The organism is Burkholderia sp. FERM BP-3421 (genome assembly GCF_028657905.1).
In the GTDB taxonomy this organism is placed as follows: Bacteria; Pseudomonadota; Gammaproteobacteria; order Burkholderiales; family Burkholderiaceae; genus Burkholderia.
Window position 1 is genome coordinate 1,341,999 of the sequence record NZ_CP117782.1, and the last position, 17,237, is coordinate 1,359,235.

Genomic DNA, 17,237 nt, shown 5'->3' on the forward strand with positions numbered 1-17,237 from the left:
CGCCCCGAGGCATTCGTCCGCCGAAGTCAAGCCGGGACATTTTGCGAAGTGAAGTGTGATCTCGGGCGATTTTTCAAGAAACCGCCCGTTGCGAGCGGGATTTTATGCTTGACGATCAACGAGATGAATTCGAACGGGATCGACTCGATGAGGGAAAGCTGCGCGTGCACGACGCGTCGCCCGCCGCTCGGCCACGCCGGTCGGCTGCGCGTCGCAGCGGGTCTTGCCGGACCGCGTGCGGCCCGGCGTGGCGCGCGTCAGGCGGCTTCGCGCAGCTGCCCGGCGATCTCCGCTTCCGTCAGGTGCGGCGCGAACATCTCGATCAGCCGGTAGGCATAGGCGCGCAGGAACGCGCCCTTGCGCAACCCGACCCGGGTCGTGCTCGCCTCGAACAGGTGCTGCGTGTCGAGCGCGACGAGCCCCGCGTCGCGCTGCGCGTCGTAGGCCATCGCGGCGACCACGCCGATGCCCATGCCCAGCTCGACGTAGGTCTTGATCACGTCGGCGTCGATCGCGGTCAGCACGACGTCGGGCACCGCGCCCGACTTTGCAAACGCCTGGTCGATGTGCGAGCGCCCGGTGAAGTCCTGGTCATAGGTGATGATCGGATACTCGGCGATGTCGTCGAGCGAAAGATTCTGCCGGCCGACCAGCGGATGATCCTTCGGCACGACCACCACGTGGTGCCATGAATAGCACGGGAACGTGACGATATCCGGATAGCGGTCGAGCGCCTCGGTCGAGATGCCGAGGTCCGCCTCGCCGCTCAGGATCATCTGCGCGATCTGCTGCGGGCTGCCCTGGCGCAGCGCCAGATGCACCTTCGGGTAGACCTCGGTGAACTGGCGGATCACCTTCGGCAGCGCGTAGCGCGCCTGCGTGTGGGTGGTCGCGACGACGAGATGGCCGCTGTCCTGGTCCGCATACTGGCGCGCCACCCGGCGCAGGTTCTCGGCGTCGAGCAGCATGCGCTCGATCAACTGGTGCACCGCCTTGCCCGGCTCGGTCAGCCCGGTCAGGCGTTTGCCGCGCCGGATGAAGATGTCGACGCCCAGCTCGTCCTCGAGATCCTTGATCTGCTTCGAGACGCCCGACTGCGACGTGTAGAGCACGTTCGCGACTTCGGTCAGGTTCATGTTCTGGCGCACGGCCTCGCGCACGAAGCGCAGTTGCTGGAAATTCATGGGTAAGCCTCTTTCCTAGGCGATTATCGTTGTTGGTCTGGACTGCCTGTTGAATTCATTGCGCCGGAAACACGCGCACCGCGCGCGGCACCACCGTCGCGCCGTCGCCGACCTCGAGCGACAGCGCGCGCCACGCGTCGCGGTCCAGCTCCGCCTCGAGCAGACGGCCCGCGGCGCGCGTGTGCAACTCGACCCGCACCGAGCCGCCGAGCGGCACCACGCGACGCACGTCGACCGCGATGCCGTCCTGCCGCGCATCCGCGCGCGGCACCAATTGAAGATCGTGCGGCCGCACGAACGCGAACGCGGGGCCGGCGAAATCCGCATCGACCGCGATCGGCGCGGCCGCGCCGTCGGCGACGAAGCCCTGGCCGCCGACCGTGCCCGACAGCCGGTTCGCCGCGCCCAGGAACTCGTAGACGAACGCGCTTTGGGGATGATCGTATACCTGCTGCGGGCTGCCGACCTGCTCGACCCGGCCGTGATTCAGCACGACGATGCGATCGGCGACCTCGAGCGCCTCCTCCTGGTCGTGCGTGACGAAGATCGTCGAGATGTGCAGGTCGTCGTGCAGACGCCGCAGCCAGCTGCGCAGCTCCTTGCGCACCTTCGCGTCGAGCGCGCCGAACGGCTCGTCGAGCAGCAGCACCTTCGGCTCGACCGCGAGCGCGCGCGCGAGCGCGATGCGTTGCCGCTGGCCGCCCGACAGCTCGGACGGATAGCGCTCGGCGAGCCAGTCGAGCTGCACCAGCTGCAACAGTTCGTGCACCTTGGCGCGGATCACGGCGTCCGACGGCCGCTCGCGGCGCGGCTTCACGCGCAGCCCGAACGCGACGTTCTCGAACACCGTCATGTGGCGGAACAGCGCGTAGTGCTGGAACACGAAGCCGACCTGCCGCTCGCGCGCGCCGACCGACGCGACGTCGAGGCCCTGCAGCACGACCTGGCCGCCGTCCGCGTATTCGAGCCCGGCGATCACGCGCAGCAGCGTGGTCTTGCCGCAGCCGGACGGCCCGAGCAGCGCGACCAGCTCGCCGGGCGGGAAATCGAGCGAAACGTGGTCGAGCGCGGTGAAGTCGCCGAAGCGCTTGTGCAGATTACGTACGGTGATGCCCATCTGGTGTGCCTCTTTACGGATTCGACGATGCGGTGACGGGGCCGGCATGCGCGGGGGCGGCGTCGCGCGCGCCCGCGAGTTCGGCCGACAGGTGGCGCTCGGCGAGCAGCTTGAGCGCGAGCGTCACGAGCGCGAGCAGTGCGAGCACCGACGCGACCGCGAACGCGGCGGCGAAGTTGTATTCGTTGTAGAGAATCTCGACGTGCAGCGGCATCGTGTCGGTCTGGCCGCGAATGTGGCCGGACACCACCGACACCGCGCCGAATTCGCCCATCGCGCGCGCATTGCACAGGATCACGCCGTACAGCAGCCCCCACTTCACGTTCGGCAGCGTCACGCGGCGGAAGATCTGCCAGCCCGACGCGCCCAGCACGCGCGCGGCCTCCTCCTCGTCGGCGCCCTGCGCCTGCATCAGCGGGATCAGCTCGCGCGCGACGAACGGGAAGGTCACGAAGATCGTCGCGAGCACGATGCCGGGCACGGCGAAGATGATCTGCACGTCATGCGCCTGGAGCCAGGGGCCGAACCAGCCCTGCGCGCCGAACAGCAGCACGTAGATGAGGCCGGAGATCACCGGCGACACCGAGAACGGCAGGTCGATCAGCGTCGTCAGGAGCGCCTTGCCGCGGAATTCGAACTTCGCGATCGCCCACGATGCGCATACGCCGAACACGAGGTTGAGCGGCACCGCGATCAGCGCGACCGTCAGCGTGAGCTTGATGGCCGACCAGGCGTCCGGATCGGCGAGCGCGTCGAGATAGAAGCCGACGCCCTTGCGCAGCGCTTCGACGAACACGGCGGCGAGCGGCACGACGAGAAACAGCGCGAGGAACAGCAGCGCGCTGCCGGTCAGCAGCCAGCGCACCGCGCGCGATTCGCTGACGGGATCGAGCCGGCGCGCGGCGCGGCGGGCGGCGTCGGCCGCGGGTGGGGTGGGCAGCACGGCGGTGGTCTCCCGGGTCATTGCGCGGCTCCCGTCGCCAGCGCGGCCGGCGCCGGGCCGCCCGCGCCGCGGCGCGTACGGCGTTGCAGATACCACTGCAGCGTATTGATCAGCAGCAGCATCAGGAACGAGACGACCAGCATCACGACCGCGATCGCGGTCGCCCCCGCGTAGTCGTACTGTTCGAGCTTGGTGATGATCAGGAGCGAGGTGATTTCCGACTTCATCGGCACGTTGCCGGCGATGAAGATCACCGAGCCGTATTCGCCGAGCGCGCGCGCGAACGCGAGCGCGAAGCCCGTCAGCAGCGCGGGCGTCACGGCGGGCAGCACGACCCGGCGGAACGTGAGCCAGCGCGACGCGCCGAGGCACGCGGCCGCCTCCTCCTGCTCGCGTTCGAAATCCTCGAGCACCGGCTGCACGGTGCGCACGACGAACGGCAGCCCGATGAAGGTCAGCGCGACCAGCACGCCGAACGGCGTGAACGCGACCTTGATGCCGAACGGCGCGAGGTACTGGCCGATCCAGCCGTTGCTCGCATACACGGCCGCGAGCGAGATGCCCGCGACCGAGGTCGGCAGCGCGAACGGCAGGTCGACGATCGCATCGACGACCCGCTTGAACGGGAACGTGTAGCGCACCAGCACCCACGCCACGAGAAAGCCGAACACCGCGTTGATCAGCGCGCCGCCCAGCGCGGCCGTGAAGGTCAGCCGGTACGACGCGAGCACGCGCGGCGAGGTGGTCGCCGCGACGAACTGCGGCCAGCTCAGCGTCGCGGTTTTCAGGAAGGTGGCGGCGAGCGGAATCAGCACCACGAGGCTCAGATAGGCCACCGTGATGCCGAGCGTCACGCCGAATCCGGGCAACGCGCTCGGCTTGCGGAAGGTGAACGTCGTCATGCGTCTTGCGGTTCCAGGGTCATGCACATGGGATTCACGCCGACAGGCGCGCCTTGCGGGCGCGCCTGTCGGCGGTTCGATGGGTCGGCGGCGTCGCGCGCCGCCGGCTCGCTCATTGCGGCACGTAGATCGAATCGAACACGCCGCCGTCGGCGAAATGCGTCTTCTGCGCATTCGTCCAGCCGCCGAACGTGTCGTCGACCGTGTACAGCTTGAGTTTCGGGAACTGCCTGGTCAGCGCGGCCGGCACGTCCTTCGAGCGCGGCCGGTAATAGTTGCGCGCGGCGATTTCCTGGCCCTGCGGGCTGTACAGGAAGTTCAGGTACGCCTCGGCCAGCGCGCGCGTGCCTTTCTTGTCGACCACCTTGTCCACCACCGCGACGGGCGGCTCGGCCAGGATGCTGACCGACGGCACGACGATCTCGAACTTGTCGGGCCCGAACTCCTTGAGCGACAGGAACGCCTCGTTCTCCCACGCGATCAGCACGTCGCCGATGCCGCGCTGGACGAAGCTCGTGGTCGCGCCGCGCGCGCCCGAATCGAGCACGCCCGCGTTCTTGTACAGCTTTGCGATGAAGTCCTTCGCGGTCTGCTCGTTGCCGCCCGGCTTGTGCTGCGCGTACGCCCACGCCGCCAGGTAGTTCCAGCGCGCGCCGCCCGAGGTCTTCGGATTCGGCGTGACGATCGACACGCCCGGCTTCACGAGGTCGTCCCAGTCCTTGATGCCCTTCGGATTGCCCTTGCGCACCAGGAACACGATGGTCGACGTATAGGGCGACGCGTTGTCCGGCAGGCGCTTTTGCCAGTCCTTCGCGAGCAGCCCCTTGTTGGCGAGCGCGTCGATGTCATAGGCGAGCGCGAGCGTGACGACGTCCGCCTGCAGCCCGTCGAGCACCGAGCGCGCCTGCGCGCCGGAGCCGCCGTGCGACTGCTTGAAGTTGACGGTCTCGCCGGTCTTCGCCTTCCACGCCTTGCCGAACGCCTGGTTGAAGTCCTGATACAGCTCGCGGGTCGGGTCGTACGACACGTTCAGGAAGGTGGTATCCGCGTGCGCATGGGCCACGACGCCGAGCGCCGCCGCCGCGCCGAGCGCGAATGTCGCCATCAGGCGGCGCACGCCGCTCGCTAACCCCGTGTTGCGCTTGACCATCCGTTGTTCTCCGGTGTGTGGTGGTTTGTTGCAGATGCCGAGCCAGTCTAGCGAACACCTTTCATCATTAAAAATAATCGTTCCTCATTTTTTAATACCCAAAAGTGGTAATGACGGCCTGATCGGCGGCTGAGGCAGATGGAGCGGCGCTGTGACGGCGCGACGAGACGGCGAAACCGGCGCGATAGCGACGAACTTCACGTAACACTTGAATTTCGCCGGATACTGTATAAAAATACAGATCACTGTCTATCCATACAGTCATGCCATGATCAAACTCACCGCCCGTCAGCAGCAAGTAGTCGACTTGATCCGCCGCGCGATCGAGCGCTCGGGGTTCCCGCCCACCCGCGCGGAGATCGCGGCCGAGCTGGGTTTCAGCTCGCCGAACGCCGCCGAGGAACATCTGCGCGCGCTGGCGCGCAAGGGGGTGATCGAGCTGGCGGCCGGCGCCTCGCGCGGCATCCGCCTGCTCGGCCTGGAAGATGTGCCGCACCAGCTCACGCTGCCGCACGCGACGCTGATGCAGCTGCCGCTCGTCGGCCGCGTCGCGGCCGGCAGCCCGATCCTCGCGCAGGAACATATCTCCCAGCACTACGCATGCGACCCGGCGCTGTTCTCCAGCAAGCCCGACTACCTGTTGAAGGTGCGCGGCCTGTCGATGCGCGACGCGGGCATTCTCGACGGCGACCTGCTCGCCGTGCAGAAGCGCACCGAGGCGAAGGACGGCCAGATCATCGTCGCGCGGCTCGGCGACGACGTCACGGTCAAGCGCCTGAAGCGCCGCCCGGGCGGGCTCGAGCTGATCGCCGAGAACCCCGATTACGACAATATTTTCGTGAAGGCCGGCAGCGCGGAGTTCGCGCTGGAGGGCATCGCCGTCGGATTGATCCGCTCGGGCGAGCTCTGATCGCCGCTGATCGTCATTCCGTCGTCCGTCAGGATCTGGAGAACACCATGGAACGCCTTGCCCGCCTGCTGCCTTTTCGTCCGTTCGGCCGTCTGCGTCACCTGCGCGGCCGCACGCCCTGCGCGCCGCTGGCGGCCGTGCAGCCCGCCGCGGCCCCCGAGGCCGGGCAGGCTTCGCTGCTGCCGTCGTCGCTGCCGGCGTTCGCGCGCGTCTCGCTGAATGCCGGGCTCAATCACGCCGAGCCGGCGCGGCGCGCGCCGGTCCGCGTCTATCACGGGCAATCGCGCGTGATCATGGTCGGCACGCTCGACGCCGTGTGCCGCATGATCGATCGCTGCATCGCAGAGGAACGTTCCGCGGCGTAATCGTGTCTCTGCTACGGAACATTTCCGACGGAGGCCGATTGAACCCATCCACGAGCCGGACCAGCCGGCTCAAACCGATACTGATCGTCGCCATAGTCGCCGCGATCATTGCGATTATCGTCTACGCGTATGTGTCGCCTTATCTCGCGCTCAGGCAACTGAAGCAAGCGGTCGACGCGCGCGATGCGCAGGCCATCAGCGCATACGTCGACTACCCGGCGCTGCGGGTCAGCCTCAAACAGCAGGTCACCGGTGAGCTGATGCGCCGTATCGACGCGCGGCAGCGCGACAACCCGCTCGCGATTCTCGGCGCGCTGGTCGGCTCCGCGTTGATCGGCCCGCTGGTCGACGCCTATGCGACGCCCGACGGCGTGGCCGCGTTGCTGAGCGGCATGCCGCCGCGCGGGCAGCCCGGTGAGCAGCCGCCGAAGCTCGACAACGCCCCCGCGCAAGCGGCCGGCGCCGCGCCGCCGGCGTCCAGCGCACCGCCCGACGCCGACGAGGCGTCGCCGCAAACCAGCGCGGGTTACCGGAATATCGACGAGTTCGTGGTCACGTATCAGCGCAACACGGGCGACGCGCGTTACGCGGCGATCTTCCACCGCGACGGCTTGTTCGGCTGGAAACTGTCGGCCATCGACCTGCATTGACGAATGCCGCGCAAGGTGCGACCGGGGTCGCGCCGCCTGCGCGCGGCATCGGGTGAGACGAGCATCTCACCCCGTCGCACGCCACGCTCAGTGGCTGGCGGCCGCTTCCTTCTCCTTCGCGCTCTCCGCACGCTGCTCCGCCGACGACGAGCAGGCCACGAGGATGCTGCACGACACGCGGTCGAGCAGCTGCGTATTGCCCGAGCCCATCCACCAGCGCGACAGCCCGCTGCGGCAGCGATGGCCGACCACGACAAGATCCGCGCCCAGCTGGGTCGCGAGATTCGCGATTTCGTCGATGGGATAGCCGAACGCGAAGTGGCCCTGCGCCTGTACGCCGCGCTCGGTCAGCCAGTTCACACCTTCCGCCAGGATCTCCCGCGCGGTTTCCTCGAAGCGCCCGCAGGCGACATCGGTCAGGAGTCCCGCGCTCTGCGCGATGCTCGTGCGCATGTCGACCACCGACAGCAGGTGGGTCTCGGCCTTCAGCTCGAGCGCCAGATCGGCGCCGCAGCGCAGCGCCTTGCGACCCTCGAGCGTGCCGTCGTAACACAGCAGGATTTTCTTGTAGCTAGCCATGACGCCTCCCATTTGTGACAACGCGGCCCTTGAATCAATCATGGTGCGTCGCAAATTTTGATGCAAGGGATGGAAAACGCTGATGCGCGGCGTCGTGCAAATCCGCGATGATGCACTGCACGAACACGGTCCGGCGCGCGCCGGACCCGTGCATCGCGCGCTGAAACCGGGCAGCCGATGCACTAGAATGGCCCGCTCGTCTCGACCGATTCCAACCACGCGTGCCGCCCATGCCCGTCGCACCGATCGATTTCCAGGAAGTGAAAAAAAGTTACGACGGGCGGCTCGTCGTCGACGGCCTGTCGTTCCGCGTGCAGCCCGGCGAGTGCTTCGGCCTGCTCGGTCCGAACGGCGCGGGCAAGACCACCACGCTGAAGATGCTGCTCGGCATCGCGCATCCGGATGCGGGCGCGATCACGCTGTGCGGCGAACCCGTGCCGCGGCGCGCGCGTCACGCGCGGCAGCGGGTCGGCGTGGTGCCGCAGTTCGACAATCTCGATCCCGACTTCACGGTGCGCGAGAACCTGGTCGTGTTCAGCCGCTACTTCGGACTGTCGGCCTCGGCCGCGCGCGCGCTCGTCGCGCCGCTGCTCGAATTCGCGAAGCTTGAGAACAAGGCCGACGCGAAGGTCGGCGAACTGTCCGGCGGCATGAAACGGCGCCTGACGCTCGCCCGCGCGCTCGTCAACGATCCCGACGTGCTGGTGCTCGACGAGCCGACCACCGGCCTCGACCCGCAGGCGCGCCACCTGATGTGGGAACGGCTGCGTTCGCTGCTCGCGCGCGGCAAGACCATCCTGCTGACCACGCACTTCATGGAGGAGGCCGAGCGACTGTGCGACCGCCTGTGCGTGATCGAGGAAGGCCGCAAGATCGCCGAGGGCGCGCCGCGCGCGCTGATCGAATCGGAGATCGGCTGCGACGTGATCGAGATCTACGGGCCCGAGCCCGCACGCCTGCGCGACGAGCTGGCGCCGCTCGCGGCGCGCACCGAGATCAGCGGCGAGACGCTGTTCTGCTATGTCGCCGATCCGGAGCCGATCCACGCGCGCCTGAAGGCCCGCGGCGGGCTGCGCTACCTGCATCGACCCGCCAATCTCGAAGACGTGTTCCTGCGGCTGACCGGCCGCGACATGCAGGATTGAACGATGGACACCCGCCACTACCCGCTCGCCGAGCCGCGTCCCGCGGACTCCCGCTTCGCGCTCGCGCTGCCCGCCAACGCGACCAACTGGATCGCGGTCTGGCGCCGCAACTATCTGGTGTGGAAAAAACTCGCGGTCGCGTCGATGCTCGGCAACCTCGCGGATCCGATGATCTATCTGTTCGGGCTGGGGTTCGGGCTCGGCCTGATGGTCGGCCGCGTCGACGGCGTGTCGTACATCGCGTTTCTCGCGGCGGGCACGGTCGGATCGAGCGTGATGATGTCCGCGAGTTTCGAGTCGATGTATTCGGGGTTCTCGCGCATGCACGTGCAGCGCACCTGGGAAGCGATCATGCACACCCCGCTGTCGCTCGGCGACATCGTGCTGGGCGAGATCGTCTGGGCCGCGAGCAAGGCCGTGCTGTCGAGCTGCGCGATCATGGTGGTGGCGGGCCTGCTCGGCTATGCGAGCTTTCCGTCGATGCTGGTCGCGCTGCCCGTGATCGTGCTCGCGGGCCTCGCGTTCGCGAGCGTGGCGATGATCGTCACCGCGCTCGCGTCGTCCTACGACTTCTTCATGTTTTATCAGACGCTCGTGATGACGCCGATGATGCTGCTGTCCGGCGTGTTCTTCCCGATCACGCAGTTGCCGGCGTTCGCGCGGCACGTCGCGTACGCGCTGCCGCTCGCGAATGCCGTCGACCTGATCCGTCCGGCGATGCTCGGCCGCCCGGCGAGCGACGTCGGCGTGCACCTCGCCGTGCTGGCCGCGTACGCGGCGGGCGGCTTCCTGGTGTCCGCGCGCCTGTTCAAGCGGCGCATGATGCGCTGACCGGGCGTCACGCGCGCGTCACTCGTCGTCGTCGCTCCAGGGGATGTCGACGTCGGTCAGGAACGCGACGGTCGCGAGCGGGCCGCCTTCGTAGCGGCCCGGCTTGCCGTCCGCGCGATGCCAGTCGACGCGGAACATCGTGCCCGGATCGTCGGCCACCAGATAGACCGTGCGCAGTTCCTCCTCGTCGGCTTCCTCGACCGGGCCGTCGAACGACACCAGCATCTTCTGCGGCCACAGGCCGTTGACGGGATCATAGATGCGCTCGCCCTGCGGAATCTCGATGCTCGCCTCGACGCCGATCGTCGCCGACGCCTCGATGATCATCTTGCCGAGCGCGTTCAGCACGGCCGTCGCGCGCGCCGAATTGGCCTGGCGGATCGCCAGGTCGCCGCGCGTGAGCGCCTGTTCGAGCTTGGGGTGTACCTTGTGTTGCGTCATGCGTTTTCCTGATTGCTTCTGAATAATGGCCGGGCCGGCGCCGATGACCGCCCCGGAAATCGACTGGCGCCGCGAGCGGCGCTCAGAAACCGAGCGCCACGGCGGCAAGCCCGCTGATGATCCCGAATCCGACCACCAGCAGCGCGACGAGCGTGAGCATGTACGGCTTGAACGAACGCGCGAGCATCGCGAGCGACGGCACGCTGATGGGCGGCAGCGTCATCAGCAGCGCGGCGGCGGGGCCGACGCCGATGCCGAGCGTCAGCATCGCCTGGATGATCGGCACCTCGCCCGCGGTCGGGATCACGAACAGCATGCCCGCCACCGCGAAAGCGACGATCCAGCCGAGCTGGTTGCCGATCTCCGGGCCGACGTGCGGGAACAGCCACGCGCGCGCCGCGCCCAGCAGCAGCACGAGCACGATGTACTCGGGGATCAGCCGCAGCGCCATCCGCGCGAACAGCTTGAACCAGCGCACGAACGCATGGCCGGCGGCGGCCTGCTCGGCGGTCAGCTGCGCGAGCCGCGCCTCGTCGAACGGACGCGCTTGCGGCGCGGCGAGCCGGTTCAGCAGATAGCCGATCCCGAACACCATCGCGACGCCCAGGACGAGCCGCAGCGCACTCCACTGCCAGCCGAGCACGAAGCCCATGAACACGAGCGCGGCGGGATTCAGCACCGTGTTGCCGAGCCAGAACGCGACCGCGCCGCCCGGCGACGCGTCGCGCTCGCGCAGGCCCGCCACCACGGGCGCCGCGCAGCAGGTGCACATCATGCCGGGCAGCGACAGCAGGCCGCCCGCCGCGACGCTGCCGAACCCGGTCCGGCCGAGCACGCGCGCGACCCAATGAGCGGGCAGCAGCGCCTGGACGCCGGAGCCCAGCAGCAGGCCGAGCACCATCGCCTGCCAGATCGCCTTGCCGTATGCCCACGCGTAATCGAGCGCGGCCTGCAGCGACGGCGACGGCGGCGTGGCGGCCCCGCCCGTCAGGATCGACTGGCCGATCGAATGATGTTCGGCCGCGGTGAAGGCCTTGTGGTAGTAGGGGAACCACTTGACGTAGAAGAGCCCCGCCACGGCGAGCAGCAGGAAGGTCATCCATCCCAGCGCCGAAGGCGGGGCGGTTCGGGTTGTATTCATCGTTGTTCTGATACGGAAACGGAATCGGAGCATGCGCATCGCCCATCGTCCCGCCCCAAGGCGCGCCGAGGGCCGCGACCCGAGCCGACGCACGGCGTCGGAACGACCGGCTTGCAACTGCGAAACGGTGGATTATCTCACGGTGGGGGCCGCCGGCGCGCCCTTCTCGCGACAGGCACGCCGCGCGCCCCGGTGGTCGCGAAGCGCGACACCGGGCTCATGCCGACGAGGCCGGCCGGTTTGTTGCGGCGCACGACGCCGCCCGGCCCGCCCTGATGCGCCGAGTTACGGCGCGGGATTCGGCTGCAATTCGTGCAGCGCGGCGATTTCCGCGAGGATCTCGGGCGTCAGCTTCACCTCGAAGCTGCCAAGGTTTTCCCGCTTCCGAATGCCTGCCGTGAATGCCTCGCTGTCGTCTGTCGCCGGACGACCCGCTTGCGCAAGCTGCGCGAGCCGCGACGTCACCCACATTGGGCCGGAGCCGGGATGTCAACGCCCGGGTCCGCTTGCCGAACTGCTCGTGGCTGGTGCGTACGCCGGCGGGATCGTAATGCCGGCCGCCCTGTTCCCAAATAGTTCGGCGCGCGCCAACGACGTGAACACGTCGATGATCTCGTCGAACTCGCCGGCACGATCGAGGGTGACAATCGGGTTCTCCAATTCAGCCTCAAGCGAAGACGAAGCGCCGCGGCGGGCAGCGTCGGCGCAGAGGGCCGACCGGTGTTATCTCGCGTGAGGGCCGCGCGAGCCTCCGGCCGGCACCGCCGTGATCGCATCGACCAGATGATCGCGGAACGCGCGCACCGAGGTCGGCAGGTCGCGCCCCGCCATCGTCTGCACCTGTATGCTGCGCTCGCTCAGTTGCGGATTCGAGAGCGGCACCATGACGAAACCGTCCGCGTCGCAGCGGTCACGCACCGACAGCAGGCCGGCGAACATCACGGCGCCCATGTGCTGCGCATAGCGGTACATCAAGGCCGTGTTGTTGCTGGTCAGGTCGGGCTCGAGCAGCACGCCGTCGAGCGCGCACGCGATGTCGATCAGTTCACGCACCGTGGTGCCCCGCTCCGGCAGCGCGTGCGGGTACTGCGCGATGTCGGCAAGCGACACCACATCGCGCGCCGCGAGCGGATGGTCGCGCCGCATCACCGCATAAATGGGCGCCCATTCGGTATGCTCGACGCGCACGCCCTTCTCCGGCGCGAGGCTGAAGGTCAGCGCGACATCCACGTCGCCGTCGCGCACGCGACGCGTCGCATCGGCCGGCGATACGACCCACACCGAGAAATCGACGCCTGGGTGGCGCGCCTTGAAGCGCGCAAGCACACGCGGCAGGAAGTCGATCGCGAACCCCTCCGAACTGGCGATCTTCAGCAGGCTGCCGTGCAACGCGTCGAGCCCGCCAATCACCTGCATCACCTGCTCGGCCTCGAGCAGGCTGCGCTGCGCGAAACTCAACAGTCGCTCACCCGCCTCCGACAGCGCCATCCCGCGTGGCCGTCGCTCGAACAACGGCGTGCCCAGTTCGCTTTCGAGCTTCGCAATCTGGCGGCTCACCGCCGACACGGCAACATGCAGCCGCGCGGACGCGTCGCTGAGCGAGCCGGTGCGCGCCACTTCGACGAAGTACCGCAATCCGAGACCGTGCAGAAAGGCCGCCATCGTTCTGTTCCTCGGCCGCATGCGGCCGTTACGCTTTGCTATTTTGGCAAATGAAGATTCGAAATTTTATCATTGTGGCAAAAAAAGCGACTTTCTAGAATCGATCTCATGTCGGCCCCCTGCATTGGCGCGCCGCCACCGGAAAGCCTTGCACGCGCCCAGCAGCAAGCGCCGGGCATGCGCTCCACCAACCGTCTTGCGCAGAACCACAGGAGACCCGTCGTGAGCCGCACTGCCGCCATCCAGCACGCCCTGAACCAGTTCGAATCCGGCACGTTCTTCGCCACCCTGAGCCGCCGCGTCGGCTTGCGCACCGAAAGCCAGGACAGCGGCTCGGCCGCCGCGCTGCGCGCGTACCTGACCGATGAGATCGCGCCCGAGGCTGAGCACCTCGGCTTTGAGATCCGCATCGTCGACAATCCCGTCGGCGGTGGCCCATTCCTGCTCGCATCGCGGCACGAGGACACCGCGTTGCCGACCGTGCTGATCTACGGCCACGGCGATGTCGTGCGTGGCTACGACGCGCAATGGCGTGCGCCGCTGTCGCCGTGGTCCCTGACCGTCGAGGGAGACCGCTGGTACGGCCGGGGTAGCGCTGACAACAAGGGCCAGCACTCGATCAATCTCGCCGCGCTCGCGAGCGTCCTGGCCGCCCGCAGCGGCCGCCTCGGCTTCAACGCGAAACTCCTGATCGAGATGGGCGAGGAAACCGGCTCGCCGGGCCTCGACGCGCTGTGCCGCCGCGAACGCGACGCACTCGCGGCCGATGTGCTGATCGCATCCGACGGGCCGCGCGTCGCCGCCGAGCGACCGACCGTCTTCCTCGGCTCGCGCGGCGCGGTTAATTTCACGCTGAGCCTGCACGTCCGCGACGGCGCCCACCATTCGGGCAACTGGGGCGGGCTGCTGCGCAATCCAGCGATCGTGCTGGCGCATGCGCTCGCGAGCCTTGTCGATGCGCACGGTGCGATCCGCGTCGACGACCTGCGCCCGCCGCCGATCCCCGCCGCCGTACGCGACGCGCTCGCCGACCTGGCGGTCGGCGGCGGGCTCGGCGACCCGGCCATCGACGCGAACTGGGGCGAACCCGGCCTGACCGCCGCCGAGCGCGTATTCGGCTGGAATACGCTCGAAGTTCTCGCATTCAAGGCCGGCAACCCCGAGCATCCGGTCAATGCGATCCCGCCCGTCGCGTATGCGCACTGCCAGTTGCGCTTCGTCATCGGCACCGACTGGAAGGCGCTGCACGCGCACCTGCGCGCGCATCTCGACGCACACGGCTTCGCCGACGTCATCATCGACGTCGAGCGTGGCACGCCGGCGACGCGCCTTCCTCCCGACGATCCGTGGGTATGTTGGGCCGTCGCGTCGCTGGCGCGCACGACCGGCAAGAAGCCCGCGATCCTGCCCAATCTCGGCGGTACGTTGCCGAATGACGTGTTCTCCAACACGCTCGGGCTGCCCACACTCTGGGTGCCGCACTCGTATCCAGCGTGCGCGCAGCATGCGCCCGACGAGCATCTGCTTGGCAGCGTCGTATGCGAAGGCCTTCAGATGATGGCCGGACTCTTCTGGGATCTCGGCGACGCCGCGCCACTCGTTTGCCGCGCGGTACCCGACGCCAAACGCTGACGCGCCACGCCTGCATGTCAATCGTCCACACCTCGACGGAACAAGGACAAACGATGAACACTACGACCCCGGCCACACTGGAGAGCGCTCGCCCCGGTGCCGCGACAACACGTCGGATCATCATCGCTGCGTCGATCGGCAACGCGCTTGAATGGTTCGACCTCATCGTCTACGGCTTCTTTGCGGTGACGATCGCGAAGCTGTTCTTCCCCGCGACGAGCGAAGCAACGTCGTTGATGCTCACGCTCGGCACGTTCGGACTGTCGTACCTGATTCGGCCGATCGGCGGCTTCGTGCTCGGCGCGTACGCGGACCGCGCCGGACGCAAGGCATCGCTGCTGCTGTCGATCGGCATGATGATGGGCGGCACGCTGCTGATCGCCGCGATGCCGACCTATGCGTCGATCGGCATCTTCGCCCCGCTCGGTATCATTGTGTCCCGGCTGATGCAGGGCTTTTCCGCGGGCGGAGAATTCGCCAGTTCGACGGCGCTCCTGGTCGAACACGCCCCGCAGCGGCGCGGCTTCATGTCGAGCTGGCAGTTCGCGAGCCAGGGGCTTGCGACCCTGCTCGCGTCGGGCTTCGGCGCGCTGCTGACGAGCACGCTAACGCCCGCGCAGCTCGAAAGCTGGGGCTGGCGCGTACCGTTCCTGTTCGGCCTTGCGATCGGGCCGATCGGGCTGTACATCCGCCGCTACCTCGATGAAGGCGTCGAGTTCAAGATGCATGCGCACTCGGAAGCGCCCGTACGCGAACTGTTCGCGGACCAGAAGATATGCGTGCTGCTCGCGATCGGTGTGCTCGTGATCTCGACTGCAGTCAACTACATGGTGTTGTACATGCCGACCTACGCGATCAAGCACCTCGGCCTGCCCGCATCGAGCGGCTTCACGGCGACGCTCGCCACCGGCATCGTGCTGACGCTCGTCACGCCGCTCATCGGACACTGGTCGGATCGGGTCGGGCGCATCCGCATCATGACGGTCGCGGCGCTGCTGATGCTCGCCACCGTCTGGCCGGCATTTGCATGGCTCACGCACCATACGTCGTTCGCGACGATGATCGCTGCGTTGATCTGGATCGGCGCGCTGAAAGCGATGTATTGCGGCGCACTGCCCGCGCTGATGGCCGAGCTGTTCCCGGCACAGACGCGCGCAACGGGGCTCGCGGTCAGCTACAACACGGGCGTAACTCTGTTCGGCGGCTTTGCGCCGTTCGTCGTCACGTGGCTCATCAGCGCGACCGGCAACCGGCTGTCCCCGGCGCTCTACCTGATGGGCTGCGCACTGCTGAGCCTCTCCGCATTGTGCGTCGTGCGCAGACGCATGAGGATACGCTGATCGACACAACGGCCATGGCCTGCGCGACAACGCCCGCCAACGCGGAGCCGATCGCCGCCCCAGCCTTTCACGGCGCGGGATTCGGCTGCAATTCGTGCAGCGCGTCGATTTCCGCGAGGATCTCGGGCGTCAGCTTCACCGCGAGGCTGCCGAGGTTTTCCCGCAGTTGCGCGAGCGAGGTCGCGCCGATCAGGTTGCTCGTCACGAACGGACGGCTGTTGACGAAGGCCAGCGCTAGCTGCGCGGGCGACAGGCCGTGGCGCTTCGCGAGCGCGACATAGCGCGACGTGGCCTGCACGGCCTGCGGCTTGCTGTAGCGCTGGAAGCGCTCGAACAGCGTGATGCGCGCACCGTCCGGGCGGGCGCCCTCCTCGTACTTGCCGCTGAGCCAGCCGAACGCGAGCGGCGAATAGGCCAGCAGGCCGATGCGCTCGCGGTGGCTGAACTCCGACAGGCCGTTCTCGAACGTGCGATTGAGCAGGCTGTACGGATTCTGGATGCTGACGATGCGCGGCAGGCCCAGGCGCTGCGCCGCCTGCAGGAACTGCGCGACGCCCCACGGCGTCTCGTTCGACACGCCGATGTGCCGCACCTTGCCCGCCTTCACGAACTCGGCGAGCACGCTGAGCGTTTCCTCGATCGGCACCGTATAGGCGTCGTCGATCCACGGGTACGCGGGCCGGCCGAACGTCGTCGTGCTGCGGTCGGGCCAGTGCAGCTGGTACAGGTCGATGTAATCGGTCTGCAGCCGCCGGAGGCTGCCGTCGAGCGCCTCGGTGAGATTGGCCCGGTCGAACTGATTGCCCTCGCCCCGGATATGGCGGGGATTGTGCGGCTGGCGCGCGGGCCCTGCGATCTTCGTCGCGATCACGACCTTCGCTCGCCGCGCCCGATCCTGCGCGAGCCAGCTGCCGATGTACTGTTCGGTGCGGCCCTGCGTCTCGGGCCGGGGCGGCACCGGATACATCTCGGCGGCGTCGATCAGCGTGACGCCCGCGTCGACCGCGTGGTCGAGCTGCGCGTGTGCGTCCTGTTCGCTGTTCTGTTCGCCCCATGTCATCGTGCCGAGCCCGATCAGGCTCACTTCGACGCCTGAATCGCCGAGGGTGCGGTATTCCATGTGCGGTTTCCTGGTGCGCCGGCTTCGCCGCGTCGTGCGCGGTCCGGCTGGGTGAAGGGTGGAAGGCGTTCATGCGGCGGATGCACCGGACCGGCGCGAACGCCCTGCCCGGCCGCACCCGGCCG

18 protein-coding genes are annotated in these 17,237 nt (G+C 68.0%); 7 read left to right on the plus strand and 11 right to left on the minus strand.

Annotated features, from left to right (window positions below):
* Positions 1 to 257: 257 nt before the first annotated feature.
* From Bsp3421_RS21905 to Bsp3421_RS21925, 5 genes are all read right to left on the minus strand, one after another.
* Positions 258 to 1,184: a CysB family HTH-type transcriptional regulator gene (locus Bsp3421_RS21905; protein ID WP_274003381.1), complete on the minus strand. Its 927-nt coding sequence runs from the start codon at positions 1,182 to 1,184 to the stop codon at positions 258 to 260.
* A 55-nt stretch (positions 1,185 to 1,239) separates the two neighbouring features.
* On the minus strand, positions 1,240 to 2,301 hold the full coding sequence (locus tag Bsp3421_RS21910) for a sulfate/molybdate ABC transporter ATP-binding protein (RefSeq protein WP_274003383.1): 1,062 nt from the start codon (positions 2,299 to 2,301) through the stop codon (positions 1,240 to 1,242).
* A 13-nt stretch (positions 2,302 to 2,314) separates the two neighbouring features.
* Positions 2,315 to 3,265: a sulfate ABC transporter permease subunit CysW gene (gene cysW, locus Bsp3421_RS21915; protein WP_274003384.1), complete on the minus strand. Its 951-nt coding sequence runs from the start codon at positions 3,263 to 3,265 to the stop codon at positions 2,315 to 2,317.
* The gene (gene cysT, locus Bsp3421_RS21920) at positions 3,262 to 4,146 is read right to left on the minus strand and encodes a sulfate ABC transporter permease subunit CysT (RefSeq protein ID WP_274003387.1); all 885 of its coding nucleotides are present in this window, start codon (positions 4,144 to 4,146) and stop codon (positions 3,262 to 3,264) included. The genes cysW and cysT overlap by 4 nt, the downstream gene beginning before the upstream one ends.
* A gap of 112 nt (positions 4,147 to 4,258) precedes the next feature.
* Positions 4,259 to 5,296: a sulfate ABC transporter substrate-binding protein gene (locus Bsp3421_RS21925; RefSeq protein ID WP_274003389.1), complete on the minus strand. Its 1,038-nt coding sequence runs from the start codon at positions 5,294 to 5,296 to the stop codon at positions 4,259 to 4,261.
* Between the two features lie 268 nt (positions 5,297 to 5,564).
* Between Bsp3421_RS21925 and lexA the strand changes: the two genes are divergently transcribed.
* The 3 genes from lexA to Bsp3421_RS21940 are packed head-to-tail and all read left to right on the plus strand — an operon-like array spanning position 5,565 to position 7,221.
* A complete protein-coding gene (gene lexA / locus Bsp3421_RS21930; RefSeq protein ID WP_274003391.1) occupies positions 5,565 to 6,206 on the plus strand; it encodes a transcriptional repressor LexA in 642 nt (213 codons plus the stop codon).
* Positions 6,207 to 6,253: 47 nt separating this feature from the next.
* Positions 6,254 to 6,571 (plus strand): hypothetical protein, encoded by a 318-nt coding sequence (locus tag Bsp3421_RS21935; RefSeq protein WP_274003393.1) that lies wholly within the window; start codon positions 6,254 to 6,256, stop codon positions 6,569 to 6,571.
* 38 nt (positions 6,572 to 6,609) lie between these two features.
* Positions 6,610 to 7,221 carry a DUF2939 domain-containing protein gene (locus Bsp3421_RS21940; protein WP_274003395.1) on the plus strand — a complete coding sequence of 204 codons (612 nt, stop codon included), beginning with the start codon at positions 6,610 to 6,612 and terminating at the stop codon, positions 7,219 to 7,221.
* An 87-nt stretch (positions 7,222 to 7,308) separates the two neighbouring features.
* Here the strand turns inward: Bsp3421_RS21940 and Bsp3421_RS21945 are convergent, their stop codons facing one another.
* A complete protein-coding gene (locus Bsp3421_RS21945; RefSeq protein WP_274003397.1) occupies positions 7,309 to 7,800 on the minus strand; it encodes a universal stress protein in 492 nt (163 codons plus the stop codon).
* Positions 7,801 to 8,030: 230 nt separating this feature from the next.
* Between Bsp3421_RS21945 and nodI the strand changes: the two genes are divergently transcribed.
* Both nodI and Bsp3421_RS21955 read left to right on the plus strand, forming a co-directional pair.
* Entirely contained in the window at positions 8,031 to 8,945 is a 915-nt protein-coding gene (gene nodI / locus Bsp3421_RS21950; RefSeq protein ID WP_274003398.1) for a nodulation factor ABC transporter ATP-binding protein NodI, read from the plus strand.
* A gap of 3 nt (positions 8,946 to 8,948) precedes the next feature.
* Positions 8,949 to 9,776: an ABC transporter permease gene (locus tag Bsp3421_RS21955; protein WP_274003399.1), complete on the plus strand. Its 828-nt coding sequence runs from the start codon at positions 8,949 to 8,951 to the stop codon at positions 9,774 to 9,776.
* An 18-nt stretch (positions 9,777 to 9,794) separates the two neighbouring features.
* Here the strand turns inward: Bsp3421_RS21955 and Bsp3421_RS21960 are convergent, their stop codons facing one another.
* From Bsp3421_RS21960 to Bsp3421_RS21975, 4 genes are all read right to left on the minus strand, one after another.
* Complete coding sequence (locus Bsp3421_RS21960) at positions 9,795 to 10,217, minus strand: hypothetical protein (protein WP_274003401.1); 423 nt, start codon at positions 10,215 to 10,217, stop codon at positions 9,795 to 9,797.
* Positions 10,218 to 10,299: 82 nt separating this feature from the next.
* Positions 10,300 to 11,358, minus strand: coding sequence for a permease (locus Bsp3421_RS21965; protein ID WP_274003402.1), 1,059 nt, complete (start codon positions 11,356 to 11,358; stop codon positions 10,300 to 10,302).
* Between the two features lie 285 nt (positions 11,359 to 11,643).
* Positions 11,644 to 11,829, minus strand: coding sequence for a hypothetical protein (locus Bsp3421_RS21970; protein WP_274003403.1), 186 nt, complete (start codon positions 11,827 to 11,829; stop codon positions 11,644 to 11,646).
* 252 nt (positions 11,830 to 12,081) lie between these two features.
* Positions 12,082 to 13,020, minus strand: coding sequence for a LysR substrate-binding domain-containing protein (locus Bsp3421_RS21975; protein ID WP_274003404.1), 939 nt, complete (start codon positions 13,018 to 13,020; stop codon positions 12,082 to 12,084).
* 222 nt (positions 13,021 to 13,242) lie between these two features.
* Here Bsp3421_RS21975 and Bsp3421_RS21980 point away from each other — a divergent pair, with 222 nt between their 5' ends.
* On the plus strand, positions 13,243 to 14,652 hold the full coding sequence (locus Bsp3421_RS21980) for a M20 family metallopeptidase (protein ID WP_274003406.1): 1,410 nt from the start codon (positions 13,243 to 13,245) through the stop codon (positions 14,650 to 14,652).
* Between the two features lie 53 nt (positions 14,653 to 14,705).
* A complete protein-coding gene (locus Bsp3421_RS21985; protein WP_274003407.1) occupies positions 14,706 to 15,992 on the plus strand; it encodes an MFS transporter in 1,287 nt (428 codons plus the stop codon).
* Positions 15,993 to 16,059: 67 nt separating this feature from the next.
* Here Bsp3421_RS21985 and Bsp3421_RS21990 read toward each other — a convergent pair whose 3' ends face one another.
* Positions 16,060 to 17,112 (minus strand): NADP(H)-dependent aldo-keto reductase, encoded by a 1,053-nt coding sequence (locus tag Bsp3421_RS21990; RefSeq protein ID WP_274003409.1) that lies wholly within the window; start codon positions 17,110 to 17,112, stop codon positions 16,060 to 16,062.
* Positions 17,113 to 17,237 lie beyond the last annotated feature (125 nt).

What these genes read in the sequence shown, in the direction of transcription:
- Bsp3421_RS21905 (WP_274003381.1), bottom strand. Translation starts at nt 1,184, where the DNA reads ATGAATTTCCAGCAACTGCGCTTCGTGCGCGAGGCCGTGCGCCAGAAC.
- Bsp3421_RS21910 (WP_274003383.1), bottom strand. Translation starts at nt 2,301, where the DNA reads ATGGGCATCACCGTACGTAATCTGCACAAGCGCTTCGGCGACTTCACC.
- cysW (WP_274003384.1), bottom strand. Translation starts at nt 3,265, where the DNA reads ATGACCCGGGAGACCACCGCCGTGCTGCCCACCCCACCCGCGGCCGAC.
- cysT (WP_274003387.1), bottom strand. Translation starts at nt 4,146, where the DNA reads ATGACGACGTTCACCTTCCGCAAGCCGAGCGCGTTGCCCGGATTCGGC.
- Bsp3421_RS21925 (WP_274003389.1), bottom strand. Translation starts at nt 5,296, where the DNA reads ATGGTCAAGCGCAACACGGGGTTAGCGAGCGGCGTGCGCCGCCTGATG.
- lexA (WP_274003391.1), top strand. Translation starts at nt 5,565, where the DNA reads ATGATCAAACTCACCGCCCGTCAGCAGCAAGTAGTCGACTTGATCCGC.
- Bsp3421_RS21935 (WP_274003393.1), top strand. Translation starts at nt 6,254, where the DNA reads ATGGAACGCCTTGCCCGCCTGCTGCCTTTTCGTCCGTTCGGCCGTCTG.
- Bsp3421_RS21945 (WP_274003397.1), bottom strand. Translation starts at nt 7,800, where the DNA reads ATGGCTAGCTACAAGAAAATCCTGCTGTGTTACGACGGCACGCTCGAG.
- nodI (WP_274003398.1), top strand. Translation starts at nt 8,031, where the DNA reads ATGCCCGTCGCACCGATCGATTTCCAGGAAGTGAAAAAAAGTTACGAC.
- Bsp3421_RS21955 (WP_274003399.1), top strand. Translation starts at nt 8,949, where the DNA reads ATGGACACCCGCCACTACCCGCTCGCCGAGCCGCGTCCCGCGGACTCC.
- Bsp3421_RS21960 (WP_274003401.1), bottom strand. Translation starts at nt 10,217, where the DNA reads ATGACGCAACACAAGGTACACCCCAAGCTCGAACAGGCGCTCACGCGC.
- Bsp3421_RS21965 (WP_274003402.1), bottom strand. Translation starts at nt 11,358, where the DNA reads ATGAATACAACCCGAACCGCCCCGCCTTCGGCGCTGGGATGGATGACC.
- Bsp3421_RS21970 (WP_274003403.1), bottom strand. Translation starts at nt 11,829, where the DNA reads ATGTGGGTGACGTCGCGGCTCGCGCAGCTTGCGCAAGCGGGTCGTCCG.
- Bsp3421_RS21975 (WP_274003404.1), bottom strand. Translation starts at nt 13,020, where the DNA reads ATGGCGGCCTTTCTGCACGGTCTCGGATTGCGGTACTTCGTCGAAGTG.
- Bsp3421_RS21985 (WP_274003407.1), top strand. Translation starts at nt 14,706, where the DNA reads ATGAACACTACGACCCCGGCCACACTGGAGAGCGCTCGCCCCGGTGCC.
- Bsp3421_RS21990 (WP_274003409.1), bottom strand. Translation starts at nt 17,112, where the DNA reads ATGGAATACCGCACCCTCGGCGATTCAGGCGTCGAAGTGAGCCTGATC.